Genomic DNA, 19,065 nt, shown 5'->3' on the forward strand with positions numbered 1-19,065 from the left:
TCCGGACGCCCGGCAAGCAGATTTGGCAGAAAATGACGAATCGTTGGCGGATGCATCGGTGTTTCGACGTCCTTGTTCCTTTCAAGCTGATGCGGTCCCGAATTGCGAGCCCGCCATGAGCGCTGTCATCGAATCCATGCCCTACCGTGATCGCAAACGCGCCACCTGGCTGCTGTCGATGGCGGTGCCCCTGCTCGCTGCGGCCGGCCCTCTGCTGTATCTCGCAAGCGCAGCAGCATGGACCTTGTGGCTGCCGGTGCTGCTCGTCTACATCGGCCTGCCGATCGCCGACCTGCTGGTCGGCGAGGACCGCAGCAACCCGCCGGAATCGGCGATGGCCGGCCTGGATGCCGATCGCTACTACCGCATGATCGCGTGGATGATGGTGCCGCTGCTGTGGGTCGCCTTCGTGTTCGCAGCCTGGTTCGTCATGCGTCACGACTTGCCGCTCCACGGCCTGATCGCGGCGACAATCGCGACCGGCGTGGTCGGCGGGTTCTGCATCAACATCGGCCATGAGCTCGGACACAAGCGCGGCGCGTTCGAGCGCTGGCTGGCGAAGCTGGTGCTGGCACCGACCGGCTATGGTCATTTCCACGTCGAACACAACCGCGGCCACCATCGCGACGTCGCCACGCCGGACGACCCGGCCTCGTCGCGCATGGGCGAATCGATCTACGCCTTCGTCGTCCGCGAAATCCCCGGTGCATGGCGACGCGCCTGGCGGCTCGAACGCGAACGCATGCAGGGTCTGGGCCGCTCCCGCTTCAGCCTGCACAACGACATCGTGCAGACCAGCCTGATCACGCTCGCCTTGTGGACGACGCTGATCGCGTGGCTCGGCATCGGCGTGCTGCCCTTCCTGATCGCGGCCTCGTTTTGGGCCAACTTCCAGCTCACCAGCGCCAACTACATCGAACACTACGGCATCGCCCGCAAGCGCCTGCCGAACGGCCGCTACGAACCCTGCAAGCCCGAGCATTCCTGGAACAGCAACCACCTGGTTTCGAATTGGGCGCTGTTCCACCTGCAACGCCATTCCGACCATCACGCGAATGCCACCCGGCGCTACCAGTGCCTGCGCCATTTCGACGAGGCACCGCAATTGCCGACCGGCTATTTCGGCATGTTCCTGTTGTCCTATGTGCCGCCACTGTGGTTCCGGGTGATGGACCCGCGCCTGCTCGCAATGGTCGGCCGCGATCCGGAGCGGATCAACGCACAACCCTCACAACGTCAGCACTTGTTCGCACGGCACGGACTGGCCGCACCACCCTGACCGTCAGGGCGATGTGGTCCGCCAAAGCCCGTCGCGCTCGATGATGGCCGTCAGCGCCCGCGTGAACTTCTCCGCGTCGGCGCGGCCGAGATGCGACCACTCGGGCGTGTTCAGGCCCTGCAGCTCGGCGTGGTCTTCGAAGTGGATGCCCCGCGCACCGCTGCGTTCGAGCAACACGTCCCAGGTGCGTTCGCGCGGAAAGTCGCGGCGTTCGTTGTCGAGGTAGGGGCCACTGCTCGGCGCACGCACGAACAGCACGGGGACGCCACGGTCGCGCAAGATATGCACCGCGGCGACCGCTCGCGCGATCTGTGCGTCGATCGTCTGCCAGTGCGCCTCGATCTTGGCGGGGTCGGTCGCCGCCGGCATGAAGTTCTGCATCCAGATCGACTGCACGATCGCGAGATACGCGGGATCGTGCTCGACTTTGTCCCACATCCAGCTGGCGCGGTCGGCGCCGCTCTCCTGCAACTTGCGCACCGCAACGCGCTCGCGCACGCCGTCGCGCGGCGGCCACGGCTGGCGCTTGAGCACGGTGAACAGCGCGAAGTCGGCGTCGCTGTAGTACGCCAGGTTCGGTTCCAGCCAGTGCATCGACAGCCATTCGCTGGCACGCTGCGACAGCGTCTCGGTGTGCACGTAATCGACGACACCGTGGCGAAAACCCCGCCCCGTGAAGAACAGGCCGGGCGTCACGCCGACCATGAGCTTGCCGCGAAAGTCCTGGTCCTTCGCCAGATCCTCCAGCACGTTCATCGGCGAGGTGCCTTCCAGCGCGAGCTGGATCGGGCGGGCACCGGTGGCCTGCTGCCATGGGTCGAGCTGCACGTCGAACAGCAGTCGCGAGGATCCGATGACGACGGTGGCGTCGTGGTCGCCGTGGTCGATGCGGCGACGCTGGATCGTCCATTGCCCGTCGCTGTTGCGATAACCGGGGCGGGCGCCGAAGTCGCGCCAGTACATTTCCCACGCGATCAGGGCGCAGACACCCAGGACCAACGCGGTGATCCAGGTCACGCCGAGGTTCAGGCTCGGCAACGGTCGCTCCACATAGGCATCGACCACATCCGGATCATCGCCGGGCTGGCCCGGACGCATCAGCGCCGCGCCATCGACCAGTCGGCGTTCGCGATCAGAACTGGAAGTAGATGAAGGCATTGCCGCCCCCCTGGGTGATCGCAATCAGGAACAACATTGCGCCCCACGTCAGTCCGACCAGGGCCGCCGGCCAGCGCGAGACGGCGTCGTGCAACATGGCGTCGCGCATGCGCCAATGCGCGATCAGCAGGGCCGCGATCGCGACGCTCGTGCTGAGCAGGAACCAGTGGGTCAGCACCGGCGCACCACTGCGTTCGATCAGCAACATGCTGCGGATCATGCGTTCGGCGGTGGCGAAATCCTGGGCTCGGAAGAACACCCAGGTCAGGTTCACGAGGAAGTACGTCAGCGCCGCCAACGCGATGCGGCCCAACCAGGTTCGCCACACATCCAGGTGACCGAGCCGCGGCTTCAACCAGCGTTCGGCGGCGAGATAACTGCCGTGCAAGCCACCCCAGACCACGAAGGTCCAGGCCGCACCGTGCCAGAGGCCGCCGAGCAGCATCGTCAGCATCAGGTTGACGTAGGTGCGTGCGGCACCGTTGCGGTTGCCGCCGAGCGGCACGTACAGATAGTCGCGCAGCCACGTCGACAACGAGATGTGCCAGCGTCGCCAGAAGTCCGAGAAGCCGATCGCCGCATAGGGATAGCGAAAGTTGTCGGGCAAGGCGAAGCCGAGCACGAGCGACATGCCGATGGCACACGTGGTGTAGCCGGCAAAGTCGCAGAAGATCTGCCCGGAGAAGGCGAGCGTGCCGATCCAGGCGTCGAGCGGATGCAGCAATTCGGCGCTGCCGAAGACGCGGTCCGACACCGGCGCGAACACGCCGTCGGCGAGCACGATCTTCTCGAACAGGCCGAGCACCATCAGCATCATTCCCCAGCCGAACTGGCGCGCCGTGGCCACCCGCGGACTCGCGAACTGCGGCACCAGATCGGTCGGGCGCACGATCGGGCCGGCGACCAGTTGCGGGAAGAAGGTCACGAACAGCGCGAAGTCGAGGAAGGACCGAGTCGGCTTGGCGCGACCCAGATAGACGTCGAGCGTGTAGGACATGGTCTGGAAGGTGTAGAACGAGATGCCGACCGGCAACACGATGTCCCAGACCGGGGGCGTGTAGTTCGTACCGGTTGCCTGCATCAGCGCCGCGACGTTCTCGAGCACGAAGCCGCCGTACTTGAAGTAGGCGAGCAGGCCGAGATTCACCACCACCGACACCAGCATCCAGGCCTTGCGCCGCAACGCCGAACTGGCCGTCGCAATGCGCCCGGCCGCCCACCAGTCGAGGAAGGTCGAGATCCACAACAGGATCACGAAGGGCGGATTCCAGGCCGCATAGAAGAGATAGCTGGCGATCAGCAGGTTCGACTTCTTCAGCCACCAGGGCAGCGGCGCGTAATGCAGCACCACGACCACGACGAAGAACGCGACGAAGGTCAGCGAGTTGAACAACACGCGCACATCTCCCCATGTGTCGGTTGATTGCGTCGACCGCATTGCGCCGGCGACGCGGCACCACGATCAGCGGCCCGAGCATAGAGTCAAAGCGTGACCAGGGACACGCCCCTCAGGCCAGGTCGAGGTTGCATGGAATGATCAACGATGGATCGACGGCGCCGCTTTCAGCACGGCATCAAGCAAGCCCGGAAAGCGCGCATCGAGATCGGCCCGACGCACATGGTTGAAGATCTGCGTGCCCTCCTCGCGGGTGCCGAGCAGGCCGGCCTCGCGCAACACCTTGAAGTGGTGCGCCATGGTGCTCTTCGAGCGCTGCGGGCAGCTGCAGGCGGCGCAGTTCAACTCATCGCCGGCCGACACCAGGTACTGCACGATGTCGAGCCGGGTCGGGTCGGCCAGGGCCGCCAGCACTTTGTCCAGTCGAAGCTCGCGGCGCTTGGGTTCGGCCGCCACCCGAGGGCGGGCGATGGTTCGGCGTTGCGGCGCGGGGCGAAGGATGGGCGGCATGACGACAGGCAGTGGCAGGATGCGGTTGAATTGTTCCATGCTCGTGGCAGTTGCAACCAGCCCGCCCCTTGTTCGATACTTGTCGAACAATGAGCCGCCATTCGTGGCCGGTCGGGGAGCAAGCAATGATGGTGCGTGGATGGGTAGTGCTGGCCGTGCTCGGCCTGGCAGCGTGTAGTGGTGGCGGCGGCGGCGCAGGCATGCAGATGCCGCCGACTCCGGTGAACGTGGCGACCGTGATCGGCCGCGACGTGGCCGAGTGGGACGAATACACCGGCCGCATCGAGGCCACCGACCGAGTCGAGATCCGCCCGCGCGTCACCGGCTATCTGGCCGGCGTGCATTTCACGGAGGGCGGCAGCGTGCGCAAGGGCGACCTGCTGTTCACCATCGACGACCGCGAATACCGCGCCGCCGAGGCGACCGCGAAAGCCGACGTGGCACGCGCCGATTCGCGCGTGCAGCTGGCACGACAGGAAGCCGAGCGCGCCGAACGGCTGGTCCAGGCCAAGGCCATTTCGCAGGGCGAAGCGGAAGCCCGCCGTGCCGAACTCAAGCAGGCCGGCGCCGACCAGGTCGCCGCGGTAGCGCGCCTCGACCAGGCCGTCCTCAGCCTGTCGTTCACCCGCATCACCTCGCCGATCTCCGGCCGTGCGGGTGCGGCACTGATCAAGCCGGGCAACCTCGTGGCGCCCGGCGAGTCGCTGCTGACGTCGGTGGTATCGGTCGATCCGGTGCATGTGGTCTTCCAGGGAGACGAGCGCGCCTATCTGCGCTACCAGGCCATGGGCCGCGACGGCAGCCGCGCCGATTCGAGCGACGCGCGCAGTCCGGTGCGCGTCGGCCTCGCGAATGAACAGGGCTTCCCGCACGAGGGCCGCATGGACTTCCTCGACAACGCACTGGACCCGGCCACCGGCACCATCACCGCGCGCGCCCTGCTGGCGAACCCGGACGGTCGATTCACGCCCGGCCTGTTCGCGCGCGTGCAGCTGCTCGGTTCGGGCCAGCATCCGGCGCTGCTGATCCACGACCAGGCCGTGCTGACCGACCAGGACCGCAAATACGTCTATGTGGTCGGCGCGAAGAACGGCGCCGAACGACGTGATGTGGCGCTCGGTGCCGCGGTCGACGGTTTGCGCGTGGTCGCGTCCGGCCTCAAGCCCGGCGACCGCGTCGTGGTGAACGGGATGAAGAAGATCTTCTTCCCGGGTGCACCGTTGCAGCCGATCGATGTGCCGATGGACCAACCGAATCTCGTGCCGCCCGAACCGGGTGCAAAGCAAGCGCCTGCGAAGCAGGGCTGAGACGGCCATGGCCCATTCCGATTTTTCGAAGATCTTCGTCGACCGCCCGATCCTTGCGGCGGTTCTGTCCCTGCTCGTGTTTCTGGCCGGGCTGATCGCGATCCCGAACCTGCCGATCAGCGAGTACCCGGACGTCGTGCCACCGTCGGTGCAAGTCAGCGCGATCTATCCGGGCGCGAACCCGAAGACGATCGCCGATACCGTCGCGGCGCCGATCGAGGAAGCGGTCAACGGCGTCGAAGGCATGATCTACATGAAGTCGTCCGCCGGTTCGGACGGCACGATGATGCTGACCGTGACGTTCCGCAGCGGCATCGACATCGATCTCGCCGCGATGCAGGTGCAGAACCGTGTCGCGCAGGCGGTGCCGCGACTGCCCGAAGCGGTGCGCCAGCTCGGCGTGACGACGGTGAAGTCCTCGCCGAACATCACCATGGTCGTGCACCTCGTCTCCAAGGACGGGCGTTATGACGGGCTGTATCTGAATAATTTCGCCAACCTGCGCGTGCGCGACGAGCTCGCTCGCCTGCAGGGTGTCGGCCAGGCGCTCGCGTTCGGCGCCGGCACCTACGCGATGCGCGTCTGGATCGACCCGGACAAGGTCGCCGCCCGCGACCTGACCGCGACCGACGTGATCAACGCGATCCGCGAGCAGAACGTGCAGGTCTCGGCCGGCACGATCGGCGGGCCGCCGCATCCGGACAGCCCGATGCAGTTCTCGATCAATGCCCAGGGTCGCCTCGACAGTCCCGAGCAATTCGGCGACATCGTGCTGAAGAGCGGCGCCAACGGCGAGATCACGCGCCTGGCCGACGTCGCGCGGGTCGAGCTCGGGGCGAATGCCTACACGATCAATTCGCTGTTGAACAACAAGGAAGCGGCGGCGATCGTCATTTTCGAGGCGCCGGGCGCCAACACCATCGAACTGTCGAATGCCGTGCGCGCGAAGATGTCCGAACTCGAGAAGGGTTTCCCGGAAGGCGTGGAATGGGAAGTGGCCTACGACCCGACCGTGTTCGTGCGGCAGTCGATCGATTCGGTCGTGACCACCCTGCTTGAGGCCGTCGCCCTCGTCGTGCTGGTCGTCGTCGTGTTCCTGCAGACCTGGCGCGCGTCGATCATTCCGCTGATCGCGGTCCCGGTATCGATCATTGGCACGTTTGCCGTGCTCTGGATGCTCGGCTACTCGATCAATGTGCTGACCTTGTTCGCGCTGGTACTCGCCATCGGCATCGTCGTCGACGACGCGATCGTCGTCGTCGAGAATGTCGAGCGCCACATCCAGGACGGCATGACCCCGCGCGACGCCGCGCACAAGGCGATGCAGGAAGTGTCGGGGCCGATCATCGCGATTTCGCTGGTGCTCGCCAGCGTGTTCATCCCGCTCGCCTTCATCGGCGGCGTCTCCGGCCAGTTCTACAGCCAGTTCGCAGTGACGATCGCGGCTGCCGTGCTGATCTCGGCGTTCAATTCGCTGACCCTGTCGCCGGCGTTGTCGGCGGTGCTGCTGCAGTCGCACGATGCGCCGAAGGACCGGCTCGGTCGCGGCCTGCACCGCGTGTTCGGTGGCTTCTTCGCGGCCTTCAACGCCCGCTTCGGCCGCGCCAGCGCGCGCTATTCAGGCCGCATCGGCGGCACGATCGCGCGTGCACCGCGCTTGCTTGTTACCTACGTGTTCCTGATCGTGCTGACCGTCGTCGGCTTCGGCCAGGTGCAGTCCGGCTTCATCCCGGTCCAGGACAAGCAGTACCTGTTCGCGGTGCTGTTCCTGCCCGAAGGTGCGACCTTGCCGCGCACCGAAGCGGCCATGCAGCGCATGGGCAAGATGGCACTGGAGACACCGGGCGTCGCCGATGTCGTGCAGTTTCCCGGTCTCAACGGTGCGCACTTCGTCAACACCAGCAATACCGGCCTGATGTTCGTCGGCCTGAAGCCGCAGCACGAACGAACGATCACGGCGGCCGAGATCAACAACCTGTTGAACGGGAAGTTTGCCGCGATCCAGGACGGCCTCGCGTTCTCGGCCACGCCACCGCCGGTGCTGGGGCTCGGCAACTCGTCCGGCGTCGAGGCCTACGTGCAGGATCGCAGTGGCGCCGGCTACGGCCAGCTCGACCAGCAGACGCAGGCCCTGGCCAATGCCTTGCGCGGCGCGCCCGGATTCGATCCGATGACGACCTATTCGAGCTTCCAGGCGAACGTGCCGCAGCTTGATGCCCGGGTCGATCGCGTGCGCGCGAAGGAGCAGGGTCTGGCGCTGACCGACATCTTCGCGGCGTTGCAGGTGTATCTCGGATCGGCCTACGTCAACGACTTCAACCTGTTCGGTCGCACCTACAGCGTGTACGCGCAGGCGGATGCGCCGTTCCGCGACGATGTGGCCGACATTGCCCGCATCAAGGTGCGCAATGCCGCCGGTGGCATGGTGCCGATCGGCTCGGTCGTCGACATCCAGCCCAGTTTCGGACCCGATCCGGTCGTTCGCTACAACGGTTATCCCGCCGCCGACCTGACCGCCGGCATCAATCCGGCCTTGATGTCCAGTCATCAGGCGATCGAGGCGATGCGCCAATTGTCCGCGACCGTGCTGCCGCAAGGCATGCAGGTCGAATGGACCGGACTGACCTACCAGGAAGTCACGCAAGGCGGGATGGGCCTGCTGGTGTTCCCGATCTGCGTGTTGCTGGTCTTCCTCGTGCTCGCAGGCCTGTACGAAAGCTGGTCGTTGCCGCTGGCGGTGATCCTGATCGTGCCGATGTGCATGTTGTCGGCGATCGGCGGCATCTGGCTGCTGAATTGGCTCAGCGGCACCTGGTTCGGTGCCTGGCTCGGACTGGTGATGATCGACAACAACATCTTCACCCAGATCGGACTGGTCGTGCTGATGGGGCTCGCCTGCAAGAACGCGATCCTCATCGTCGAGTTCGCGCGCGATCTTGAAGAGGAGGGCATGGGCATCGTCGAGGCCGCGATCGAAGCCTGCCGCCTGCGCCTGCGCCCGATCCTGATGACCAGCTTCGCGTTCATCGCCGGCGTCCTGCCGCTGGTGTTCGCGCATGGTGCGGGCATGGAAGTGCGCCACGTGATGGGCGTGACCGTATTTGCCGGCATGCTCGGCGTGACCTTCTTCGGGCTGTTCTTCACGCCCGTGTTCTATGTCGTCATTCGCCGCTTCAGCGAACGTCGTGCAGTCGCCCAGGAGTCCCGCCATGCGTAAGCTTCCCCTCGCGCTCGCGCTGACCATGATCTTGTCCGGCTGCATGCTCGGCCCCGATTACGCCCGCCCCGACCTGCCGCTGCCGGAGCAGTTCGCGCAGGTCGATGCCGAAGGCCTGAACCGCGGCGACGCGCTGGCGCATTACTGGGACGCGTTTCCGGATGCGCTGCTGAAAGAGCTGATTGCCGAGGCACTCGCGGCGAACCACGACCTGCGCATTGCCCAGTCGCGTCTCGGTGAAACCCGCGCCAGTCGCCGCGCTGCCCTGAGCGATCTGTTCCCGCTCGTCACCGCGAGCGCGAAGCGAGATCGCTCCAAGCGTTCACCCGAGGAAATGCCGGGCGTGCCGGCCGACCAGCTGCGCAGCGATTTCTACGATGCCGGTTTCGACGCCAGCTGGGAAGTCAGCCTGTTCGGTCGCGGCATGCGCGGCGTGCAGGCGCAGAACGCGTTCCGCGACGCCGCGATCGCGAATCTCTGGGGTACCCAGGTCGCCGTCACCGCCGAACTCGCGCGCAACTACTTCGAGCTGCGCGGCCTGCAGGCGCGACGCGACGTGGTCGTGCAAAATGCCGAGAGCCAGAAGGCCGCGCTCGCCATCGCCGAAGCCAGCGTCGACGCTGGCCGCAGCAGCGAACTCGACCGCCAGCGCGCGATCGCGCAACATGAAACCACGCTGGCAACCCTGCCGCGCATCGACACCGCGATCACCCGCACGATCTATCGCATCGCGGTGTTGACCGGACGCACGCCGCAGGCCCTCGACGAGCGCCTTGCCGCGGTGGCGGAGCTGCCGGCACTGCCGGATCTGGTCCCGGTCGGCACGCCGGCCGATCTGCTGCGGCGACGTCCGGACATCCTCGCCGCCGAACGCGACCTCGCCGGACGCAGCGCGATGATCGGGTATCGACTCGCCGAGTTGTTCCCGCGCGTCTTCTTCATCGGCGGCGTCGGCACTTCGGCCGCCAGCAGTGGCGATCTCGGCGACAGCGGCACCGCGCGCTGGAGCTTCGCGCCGCAACTGCAGTGGGCGGCCTTCGACTTGCCGCGCGTGTTCGCGAACGTCGGCGTCGAGCGTGCGCGTCACGAGGCCGCGCTCGCTCGCTACGAACAGGTGGTGTTGCTGGCGCTGGAAGATGCCGATGGTGCGTTGCGTGCCTACGAGCAGTCGGCCGTCGCACGCGATCATCTGCAGCGCGCCGCCGCTGCTTCGGCGGAAGCCACGCGCCTGTCGCGGCTGCGTTACGAGAACGGCTTGACCGACTTCCTGAGCGTGCTCGATGCCGATCGCGCCCGCCTCGCCGCCGACGATGCGCTGATCCAGGCGCATACCGAGTCGGCGACCAGCCTGATCGCGGTGTTCAAGGCGCTGGGCGGCGGCTGGGATGGGCCGCCCGAAACAGAGTAGGAGCGAGCCCCGGCTCGCGATGCTCTTTGTTTTTCGCAATGGGTGGCTAGAGCGTCGCGACCCGCAGGTCGCTCCTACAATGCCAGCTTCGATGTTGAAGGTGGCCCATGCGCGATCCCCGCTACGACCTGTTGTTCGAACCGGTGCAGATCGGCCCGGTTCGGACGAAGAATCGCTTCTTCCAGGTGCCGCATTGCAATGGCATGGGCCACGTCTATCCGCAGACGCTGGCGCGGATGCGCGGCATCAAGGCCGAGGGCGGCTGGGGCGTTGTTTGCACCGAGGAAGTCGAGATTTCACCGCTCTCCGAGATCGCGCCGCATCACGAGGGTCGGCTCTGGGACGAACGCGACATTCCCGCGCTGAGGCTGATGACCGATGCCGTGCACGCCCACGGCGCGCTCGCCGGCATCGAATTGATGTTCAACGGCTACGCCACGCCGAACCGCTACAGCCGCGACATTCCGATCGCACCGTCGCACCTGCCGGTACGCGGCAGCGACCCGATCCAGGCGCGTACCGCGACGAAACGCGACATCGCCGACGTGCGGCGCTGGCATCGCAATGCCGCGCTGCGCGCGCGTGATGCCGGTTTCGATCTCGTCTACGTGTACGCCGGCCACGATCTCGGCATGCCGATGCATTTCCTGTCGCGGCGCACCAACCGGCGCAGCGACCAATATGGCGGCTCGCTGGAGAATCGCGCGCGTCTGCTGCGCGAGCTGATCGAGGACACCAAGGAGGCGGTCGGCGATCGTTGCGGCGTGGTCGTACGCCTTGCCGTCGACCAGTTGCTCGGCGCCGGTGGGATCACTGCGGAAAGCGAAGGCCGCGACGTGATCGCGATGCTGGCCGAGTTGCCGGACTTGTGGGACGTGAACATCGCCGACTGGAGCAATGACAGCCAGACCGCGCGTTTTTCCGCGGAAGGATTCCAGGAGCGCTACATCGCGCAGGTGAAGTCGCTGACCACGAAACCGGTGGTCGGCGTCGGCCGCTACACCTCGCCGGATGCGATGGTGCGCGTGATCAAGTCCGGGATCATGGACCTGATCGGTGCCGCTCGCCCCTCGATCGCCGATCCCTTCCTTCCGCGCAAGATCGAGGAAGGCCGCCTCGACGACATTCGCGAATGCATCGGCTGCAACATCTGCGTCACCGGCGACAATTTCTGCGTACCGATCCGCTGCACCCAGAACCCGACCATGGGCGAGGAATGGCGCCGCGACTGGCATCCGGAACGCATTGCGGCAAAGCGCAGCGAGCGATCGGTGCTGGTGGTCGGTGCCGGGCCTGCCGGACTGGAGTTGACCCGTGCGCTCGGGCAACGCGGCTACGAGGTGACCCTGTGCGAGGCCGAGAATGACGTCGGTGGCCGACTGCGCTTCGAATCGAAACTGCCGGGTCTCGCCACCTGGCAGCGCGTGGTCGACCATCGCCTGTCGCAGATCACGAAGATGCCGAACGTGCAGGTCTTGCGCGGCCACGCCGTCAGCGCCGACGACGTGCTCGCCTTCGCTGCCTCCGCGATCTTCGTCGCCACCGGATCGCGCTGGCGCCGCGACGGTCTCGGCCGCAGCCATCGCGAGCCCTGGATCGATGGCGCGTCCGCGCAGGTGATCCGTCCCGATGACGCACTGCGCGGCGCCAAGACCGCGGGTCCGCTGCTGATCTACGACGACGATCACTACCTGCTCGCCGGCGCACTGGCCGAACGCTACGCCCGCGACGGTGTCGTGGTGCATTACGTGACGCCGGCGACCAAGGTCTCGGAGTGGACCGAACAGACCATGGAGCAGACGCGCGTGCAGTCGCGCCTGATCGAGCTCGGCGTGCAGATCCACACCGCACGCGAGATCGCGTCCGTCGACCGGACGGGTGATGCACTGCGCGTCGAGATCGCCTGCATCTACAGCGGTCGGCGCGAGGTCGTTTCGGTACGATCGTTGCTGCCGGTGACGATGCGCGATCCCGATGATGCGCTGTATCAGGCACTGGTCGCGCGCAGCGCCGAGTGGGCCGATGCCGGCGTGCAGGAGGTGCATTGCCTGGGCGACGCCTTGGCGCCGGGTACCGTGGCCGCGGCGGTCTACGCCGGACACAGGGCCGCGCGCGGCTTCGACGAACCGGAAGCCGATGCCGACGCAGTGCCGTTCAAGCGCGAGCGCATCGCCCTCGACTGACGGGGCGACGACTCAGGTCGTGTCCCAGCGATTCGCACGCTCGGCGAAGTCCTTCGAGCCGGCGCGGACGACGCAGAAGCGCTGGCCAGTCGGTGCCTGCATGACGCACCAGGTCTGCACGCGCGTCACGACGCTGGCGCCCAGGGTTTCGAGCCGCTTCACCTCGGCCTCGATGTCGTCGGTCTCGATGTCGAGATGCACGCGGCTGTCGTGCTCGACCTTCTGCACCTCGACGTGCAGGCGCTCCGTCGGATCGACCAGGCGCACGTACTTCTCGCCCTCGTCGCCCGGCAGCGCCCGCACCGCCATCCCCAACGCCGCACCCCAGAACGCCGCAGCCTCAGGCAGGTCGTCGGTGCGGCAATCGATGATGAACCCGGCGAGCTGGCTTGTCAGGAGGGGGGGGGGGGGGGGGGGCGGGGGGGTCGCTTCTTGTACGCAAGATCCTTAGTGCACAGGCTTTGCACCCAGCGCCCGGCGCGGCGGCGCAGCTGCGGCTTGGGCTCCTGCGCGGGTTCAGCCCCCTCGTCGGGCGTGGGGGGTTGTTCGCGCCAGTATTGCTGCACGTCGGCGACGGCACCGCCGACGGCCCGGAGCAGCTGGTCGCGATCTTCCTCGTCGAGTTCGGCGAGCTGTTCGGTGGTGTCGGATTCGAACAGGCCTTCGTCGGCGGAGATGCGGATGATCGGGTCAAGCAGGTCCATCAGTCGCGGGTCGCTGCTCATGCGCGTCTCCCACACCGCGGAGCGGAGATCGATGCCGAGACTGAAGCCTTCGCACCAGCCGACCGCGGCGAGATCGGCGCTGCCGTCCTCGTCCTCGTATTCGCCGAAGATCGGTTCGTAGGTCAGGGCTTCGAGTTCCTGAACCACCGAGTTGTAGAGACGCACCAGCAGGCTGAGAATCCGGTTCGCCTGATCGGCATCGTCGAAGCCGGTCTCCTCGTCGATCACGTGCGGCAGCCATTCGCTGGCCGGCACGGGTTCGGGGCCGGCGACGATGGCCGACAGCAGGCCGTGCACGCCATCCAGCATCAGTCCGTCGGTTCCCGGGTGCTCGACCAGATAGTCGTGCAACTCGTCGAGTTCGCTGGCTTCGAGCCCGTAGGGCGTGCTGTTCGACATTGCGGCTTCGTGCATTCGGTCACGCCCGGCGGACGCGTTGCAATGCAGTGTAGCGGTGCCCGCGCCACTTGGATGACGCGCCGAAGCTGCGCACAATCGCGTACCTCCTGGAGACTCCGATGTTGCTTGGTCTGCCTCGCAAGACGCCTGGTCGAACACTGGGCCTGTCACTGATCGCCGTTACGCTGGCCATGCTGGTGGCGTCCGGCATCCATCCCACCGACCGCCTGACCTGGTGGATGGAAGTAATCTGGGTGGTGCTGGGTCTGCCACTGATCCTGCTGCTCTGGCCGCGCTTCCCGCTGACGCGATTGCTCTGCGTGCTGCTGGTGATCCATGCCGGGATCCTGATACTCGGCGGGCACTACACCTATGCGCAGGTGCCGCTTGGCGACTGGTTCCGCGAGTGGTTCGATCTCGCACGCAATCACTACGACCGCCTCGGCCATTTCGCGCAGGGTTTCGTGCCGGCGATCCTCGCGCGCGAACTGTTGCTGCGGAAGACCGGACTGAAGCCGGGTGGCTGGCTGTTCTATCTGTGCGTCAGTTGCGCACTCGCGTTCAGTGCGTTCTTCGAGATGATCGAATGGTGGTCGGCGCTGATCATGGGCGGCGCGGCCGATGCCTTCCTGGCTACCCAGGGCGACATCTGGGACACGCAGTGGGACATGTTCCTGGCGATGTGCGGCGCAATCCTGTCGCAGTTGTTGTTGTCGCGGCTGCATGATCGCGAGCTCGGCCTGTCGCGATGACGCCGGAAACCTTGCACGTCCTCGCGCCGGACGGTGCCGCCGCGGAATTGCTCGTGCATCCGTCGGCCAACGGCGACCTCGTCTACTGGCTGCCGGCCCTCGGCGTGACCGCACGCCATTACGCACGCTTTGCAGAATCCATGGCGGCGGCGGGCATCGGTCTGGCGCGGCATGAATGGCGCGGTGCCGGCTCCAGCGATCGGCGTGCGCGGCGCGGTGTCGACTGGCGCTATCGCGACCTGCTGGCCGATGTCGCCGCCGGAATCACTGCGCTGCGCGTGCGACATCCCGACGCGCGCATCTGGATTGGTGGACACAGTCTCGGCGCGCAGCTCGCCGCACTCGTTCTGGCACGCGATCCCGCGCTCGCCGGTCTCGTCATCGTGGCCAGCGGCACGCCGTACTGGCGCAGCTTTCCGTGGTGGCAGCAGCCGATCCTGCTGGGCGTGTTCGCCTGGTTCCGCCTGCTCGCCGATGCCTGCGGCTACTTCCCGGGACGTCGTACCGCCTTCGCCGGCAACGAAGCGCGCTCGGTCATCCACGACTGGATCCGCAGCGGCCTGAGCGGTCGCTATCGCCACGCCTGGCCGGAAGGCGATCTCGATGCCGACCTGAAGACACTGCGGCATCCGCTGCTCGCGATCCACCTGCGCGACGACCGCTTCGCGCCACCGTCGTCCTTCGATGCACTGGTCGCACGGCTGCCGAATGCAAATGTTGAACGCCACCACCTCGTCCCGACGGATTTCGAGTCCGTCGTGGCCAGTCATTTTTCGTGGATGAAGGATCCGGCGCCGGTGGTGGAGCGAGTGCGTAAATTCATTGCGGCGCCGCCGCGTTGACCTGGTTCAGCTTGAACGTGAAGCTACCCAGAGATGCGCCAAAGATTCCACGCACCGAGCCCAATCATTGCCGCAGACACCACCAGTCCCAGAGGAATGAATGATTCGCGAGCGACCTTGGTCGCACCATCCAGACCATACTTTCTTACCCAAAGAACCGCCTTGGGACTACTTTCCATGTATGCACGCAATGCTGTTTCACTTCGAAGAAGACGAATATTTCGGACCACAAAGTAGAGCCCACCGAGCAAGAGCAGGATGTTGAAAAACAAAGCTTGAGTCATGTTGCGATCATCCCGATGATGCCTCCGCTGAGGGAATGCCCGTGTTCATCTCAAGCAGCGACCAGCTTGAGCTTTCCGACGCGTTTCAAGTCCACTTGCTGACGCGCGACCCACAAGTCGTGGGCATCCTGCAAGGCGAGCCAGCTCTCTGGTGACCGTCCGATCGCCTTGGATAGCCGCAAGGCCATCTCGGGCGTGAGGCGACTACTGCCATTCAGGACACGACTCAAGGTCGACGCGGCGACGTCGAGTTTCGCCGCCAGCTCGCGTCCACTCACGCCATTGGGTTCGAGATATACGCCGGTGATGAACTCACCCGGGTGCGGAGGATTGTGCATACCCATCAGTGATAGTCCTCGTAGTCCAGTACGTACGCGTTCCCGTCCTTGAACTCGAACGTGACACGCCAGTTGCCATTCACGGTGATCGACCAACGTCCCTTCATGTCGCCCTTGAGCGGATGCAGGCGAAAACCGGAGATGTCCATATCATCAATGGTTCTCGCCGTGTCTAGGGCGGATAGCTGCAACCGCAAGCGCTTGGCATGGCCAACTTGCACGCCGACCGTGTCCCCGGTTTCGAACAGCCGGCGCAGACCCTTGTGCCGAAACGACTTGATCATGGCGTCAATCTACCATGTTGCGTGTAGCGCAACACCAGGCGATCAATGCAACCGCTCATCCGATCCGCGCTCGCGGATGGGGAAGACGAGGACGATGCCGCGGCGGGGATCGGTGCGCGGATCATCGGGACGGGTGGGGCCTTCCCAGATCGGGCTGATGTGATCGGGGCTCGGCAATTCGGTTTCGGCGCGCAGGCGCTCGGCTTCGCGTTCGAGTTCTTCCTCGATCTCCCACGAATACTTGCGCCGCGGCGCCGCCGGATCGCGCTTGCGCAGCAGGATGGCTGCAAGCACGCCGCCGACCGCACCACTCAGATGGTATTCCCAGGATACGCCGGGCTCACGCGGCAGGATGGTCACGAGCATGCCGCCGAAGAAGGCGAAGGCGAGCAGTGCGGCGGCGATCGACGTGCGATCGCGGCGGATCAGCCCAGACGCGAAGACGAAGAACATCAGGCCATGCGTCACGCCGCTGGCGCCAATGTGGAACGAACTGCGCCCGATCAGCCAAGTGCCGAGGCCGGCGACCAGCCAGATCAGCGGCACCGCGATGCGCGCGCTTTGCGGATAGCGATACAGCGTCAACACGCCCAGCACGAACAACCCGAAGCTGTTGCCGAGCAGGTGTTCGAGCGAGCCGTGCAGCAGTGGCGCAGTGAGCACGCCGATCAGGTGTTCCGGCGCACGCGGATGGATCGAGAAGGCGCGCAAGTCGAGTCCGAACTGGTGTTCGGCCCACCAGAGGGCGGCCAGTGCGACGATGAACAGCGCGACCCCGATCAACACGCGATGGAAGCGCTGTGCGTCGCGGCGAAGTTGGGCCGGGGTTGGCGGCGGCGGGGGAGTCAGATCAATCACTGCGACAGGGTGGGGGCGGTCGCAGTCGCTGCAAGGGGTGCCTACCGAAGCCTTCGCTCGGCCGCACATGAAAAAGGCTGCCGCATCGCTGCGGCAGCCTTCTTCAAACAGACGTGCAGGTCAGACGTGGCGGCGCGAGGTGCCGGTCAGGCCGATCATCAGCAGGGCCAGCAGGATCGCACCGGCCAGGCCGAGGCTTGGCACCGGCGTGTTCGGGATGAAGGCGCCAACCGTCACGTTGAAGGCACAGGCCGCGGTGTTGGTCGACGCATCCGTCGCCGTGCAGGTGGTCGCCGTCGTACCCACCGAGTACGGCGAGCCGCTGGCCGGATTGCACGCGGCGGTGACGCCGGGGCAGTTGTCCGACACGGTCGGCGGCGGGAACGCCACGGGCACCGTGATCTGGCCAGGCAACTGGTCGACTGCGATGTCGGCCGGGCAGGTCACGACCGGCGGCTGCGTATCGTTGACGGTGACGTCGAAGGTGCAGCTGAGGTTGCCGACCGCGGTCGTGCAGGTCTGTGTCGTCGTGCCTGCCGGGAAGAACGAACCCGATGCCGGCGTGCAGGTGACCGTGCCGCAGGCCGCGTCAGCCGTCGGCGCCGGATAGTTCACGACCGCACCGCACTGATTGAGGTCGTTGTTGACGACGACATTGGCCGGGCAGGTCAGGGTGGCGCAACCGACGCCGGTGGTCACGTCCAGCGACCAGCTGTCGAGCGAGCCGCCGTCGCCGGCAAGATCGTCGCTGATGGTGATGGTCCACGTGCCATTCGGATCCTGGCCCATGAAGGCCGACATCGCCTCTTCGCTGGCGAGCGGCGTCGCCGTGGTCAGGTTGACGTAGGCATGATCAGTCGTGACGCCATTGTTGGTGGTGTAGGGCACTTGACCGGACGGGTTGGCATCATCGTCCCAGAGCGTGCCGTTGAACACGTTGTCGTTGCCGGCACCATTGTCGGTGCTCAAAGTCACGATCGTGCCGGCCGGCGACTGCAGGGTGATGTCCATATCGGCGGCAAAGGTGTGGGTGATGGCCGCGGTCAGGTCGAGATCGGTGAGGCTGGTGCCCGCACCGGCCACCAGAATCGTGCTGGTCACCACGCCCGGACCCGTGGGAATCGCGGTCGGCACGGCATTGCTGGCGGTGACCGTGCTTTCGATCGGTGCAACCGGCAAGGTGAACACATCCAGCGACCAGGAGTTCAGGTTGCCGCCATCACCGGCGAGATCGTCGCTGACGGTGATCGTCCAGGTGCCGTTCGGATCTTCGCCGCGGAAGGCGCCGAGGCCTTCCTCGGGAACCAGCGGCGTGGCCGCCGTCAGATTCACGTAGGCGTGATCGGTGACCATGCCGTTGTTCGTCGTGTACGGCACTTGTCCGGCCGGATTGGCCTGATCGTCCCAGACCGTGCCGTTGAACACGTCGTCGTTGCCGGCGCCATTGTCGGTGCTCAGGGTGACGACCGTGCCGGCGGGTGAGGTGATGGTGATATCGAGATCGGCCGCAAAGGTGTGCTGCAGCCCGGTGGTGACGTCCACGTCCCACAGATAGGTGCCGGCACCCGCGATATTGATCGTCGAGGTCACGACGCCGGGGCCGGTCGGCACCGCCACGGGCGTGTTGTTCGTCGCGCTCGTGGTCCCGAGGGTCATGCCGGCCGGCGCCGGCGGTGCCGCACGCACCGCCTTTGCAGCCATCGCAGCGCGGGCGCTGGAGGCTTCATACATCAAGGTCGGATCATCGCCGCCCATCGAGGCCTTGAGCGCATCGAACTGCGCCTGGAGGTCGGCGTAGCGCGCCTGCTCCGCCGAGTTGCCACGAAGCGTCTGCAGTTCGGCCGCGATGCCGCGCATCTGCTCATAGGTCGCAAGCTTGTCGGTCGCAGCCGATGCCGCGCCCCCGAACATCGCGATGGCCGCAGCCACCGCCGCCGCAAGTCGAATCGTGTTGAGCTTCATGTCACTTCCCCAAGCGATGGATGAATTGAAAATTACGGGCACCGAAGCGCCTGAGGTCGGCCGTTGCGGACGCTCCCCAGCGTGAACCGTATCACATGATCATGCGATGGCACAGTTCGCCACAACTGGGCGTCCGCCCAAAAAAAACGGTCCGCGCCGGCAA

At 65.9% G+C, this 19,065-nt stretch carries 17 protein-coding genes; 7 read left to right on the forward strand and 10 right to left on the reverse strand.

Translation table 11 applies throughout. The features are described 5' to 3' along the window. The first annotated feature begins 115 nt into the window (after positions 1 to 115). Positions 116 to 1,279 carry an alkane 1-monooxygenase gene (locus IPP28_02075; protein MBL0039842.1) on the forward strand — a complete coding sequence of 388 codons (1,164 nt, stop codon included), beginning with the start codon at positions 116 to 118 and terminating at the stop codon, positions 1,277 to 1,279. Positions 1,280 to 1,282: 3 nt separating this feature from the next. Here IPP28_02075 and IPP28_02080 read toward each other — a convergent pair whose 3' ends face one another. The 3 genes from IPP28_02080 to IPP28_02090 all read right to left on the reverse strand — a co-directional run bounded on the left by IPP28_02080 (position 1,283) and on the right by IPP28_02090 (position 4,343). Beyond that, the gene (locus IPP28_02080; protein MBL0039843.1) at positions 1,283 to 2,437 is read right to left on the reverse strand and encodes a hypothetical protein; all 1,155 of its coding nucleotides are present in this window, start codon (positions 2,435 to 2,437) and stop codon (positions 1,283 to 1,285) included. After that, entirely contained in the window at positions 2,412 to 3,833 is a 1,422-nt protein-coding gene (locus IPP28_02085) for an MBOAT family protein (GenBank protein MBL0039844.1), read from the reverse strand. Before IPP28_02085 ends, IPP28_02080 begins: the two co-directional genes overlap by 26 nt. Positions 3,834 to 3,974: 141 nt before the next feature. Beyond that, the gene (locus IPP28_02090; GenBank protein ID MBL0039845.1) at positions 3,975 to 4,343 is read right to left on the reverse strand and encodes a helix-turn-helix transcriptional regulator; all 369 of its coding nucleotides are present in this window, start codon (positions 4,341 to 4,343) and stop codon (positions 3,975 to 3,977) included. A gap of 125 nt (positions 4,344 to 4,468) precedes the next feature. Here IPP28_02090 and IPP28_02095 point away from each other — a divergent pair, with 125 nt between their 5' ends. From IPP28_02095 to IPP28_02110, 4 genes are all read left to right on the forward strand, one after another. Continuing rightward, a complete protein-coding gene (locus IPP28_02095; protein ID MBL0039846.1) occupies positions 4,469 to 5,650 on the forward strand; it encodes an efflux RND transporter periplasmic adaptor subunit in 1,182 nt (393 codons plus the stop codon). Positions 5,651 to 5,657: 7 nt separating this feature from the next. Next, positions 5,658 to 8,867 (forward strand): efflux RND transporter permease subunit, encoded by a 3,210-nt coding sequence (locus IPP28_02100; protein ID MBL0039847.1) that lies wholly within the window; start codon positions 5,658 to 5,660, stop codon positions 8,865 to 8,867. Then, positions 8,860 to 10,275, forward strand: a complete 1,416-nt coding sequence (locus tag IPP28_02105; GenBank protein ID MBL0039848.1) for an efflux transporter outer membrane subunit — start codon at positions 8,860 to 8,862, stop codon at positions 10,273 to 10,275. Before IPP28_02100 ends, IPP28_02105 begins: the two co-directional genes overlap by 8 nt. A 107-nt stretch (positions 10,276 to 10,382) precedes the next feature. Continuing rightward, complete coding sequence (locus IPP28_02110; protein MBL0039849.1) at positions 10,383 to 12,458, forward strand: FAD-dependent oxidoreductase; 2,076 nt, start codon at positions 10,383 to 10,385, stop codon at positions 12,456 to 12,458. Positions 12,459 to 12,470: 12 nt separating this feature from the next. On the opposite strand, the gene IPP28_02115 is transcribed toward IPP28_02110, so the two are convergent. Further along, positions 12,471 to 12,854, reverse strand: a complete 384-nt coding sequence (locus tag IPP28_02115; GenBank protein MBL0039850.1) for a VOC family protein — start codon at positions 12,852 to 12,854, stop codon at positions 12,471 to 12,473. Then, entirely contained in the window at positions 12,851 to 13,582 is a 732-nt protein-coding gene (locus IPP28_02120; protein MBL0039851.1) for a YecA family protein, read from the reverse strand. Before IPP28_02120 ends, IPP28_02115 begins: the two co-directional genes overlap by 4 nt. Positions 13,583 to 13,701: 119 nt before the next feature. On the opposite strand from IPP28_02120, the gene IPP28_02125 reads away from it, so the two are divergent. After that, positions 13,702 to 14,334, forward strand: coding sequence for a DUF2238 domain-containing protein (locus IPP28_02125; protein MBL0039852.1), 633 nt, complete (start codon positions 13,702 to 13,704; stop codon positions 14,332 to 14,334). After that, positions 14,331 to 15,176: an alpha/beta fold hydrolase gene (locus IPP28_02130; GenBank protein MBL0039853.1), complete on the forward strand. Its 846-nt coding sequence runs from the start codon at positions 14,331 to 14,333 to the stop codon at positions 15,174 to 15,176. The genes IPP28_02125 and IPP28_02130 overlap by 4 nt, the downstream gene beginning before the upstream one ends. Before the next feature lie 23 nt (positions 15,177 to 15,199). On the opposite strand, the gene IPP28_02135 is transcribed toward IPP28_02130, so the two are convergent. From IPP28_02135 to IPP28_02155, 5 genes are all read right to left on the reverse strand, one after another. Further along, positions 15,200 to 15,460, reverse strand: coding sequence for a hypothetical protein (locus IPP28_02135; protein ID MBL0039854.1), 261 nt, complete (start codon positions 15,458 to 15,460; stop codon positions 15,200 to 15,202). A gap of 50 nt (positions 15,461 to 15,510) precedes the next feature. Continuing rightward, a complete protein-coding gene (locus IPP28_02140; GenBank protein MBL0039855.1) occupies positions 15,511 to 15,804 on the reverse strand; it encodes a HigA family addiction module antidote protein in 294 nt (97 codons plus the stop codon). Beyond that, entirely contained in the window at positions 15,804 to 16,082 is a 279-nt protein-coding gene (locus IPP28_02145) for a type II toxin-antitoxin system RelE/ParE family toxin (GenBank protein MBL0039856.1), read from the reverse strand. The genes IPP28_02140 and IPP28_02145 overlap by 1 nt, the downstream gene beginning before the upstream one ends. Positions 16,083 to 16,124: 42 nt before the next feature. Beyond that, positions 16,125 to 16,868 (reverse strand): rhomboid family intramembrane serine protease, encoded by a 744-nt coding sequence (locus tag IPP28_02150; protein MBL0039857.1) that lies wholly within the window; start codon positions 16,866 to 16,868, stop codon positions 16,125 to 16,127. 192 nt (positions 16,869 to 17,060) lie between these two features. After that, positions 17,061 to 18,902, reverse strand: coding sequence for a proprotein convertase P-domain-containing protein (locus IPP28_02155; protein ID MBL0039858.1), 1,842 nt, complete (start codon positions 18,900 to 18,902; stop codon positions 17,061 to 17,063). Between the last annotated feature and the right edge of the window lie 163 nt (positions 18,903 to 19,065).

It is taken from the genome of Lysobacterales bacterium (assembly GCA_016721845.1).
Taxonomy (GTDB): Bacteria; Pseudomonadota; Gammaproteobacteria; order Xanthomonadales; family Ahniellaceae; genus JADKHK01.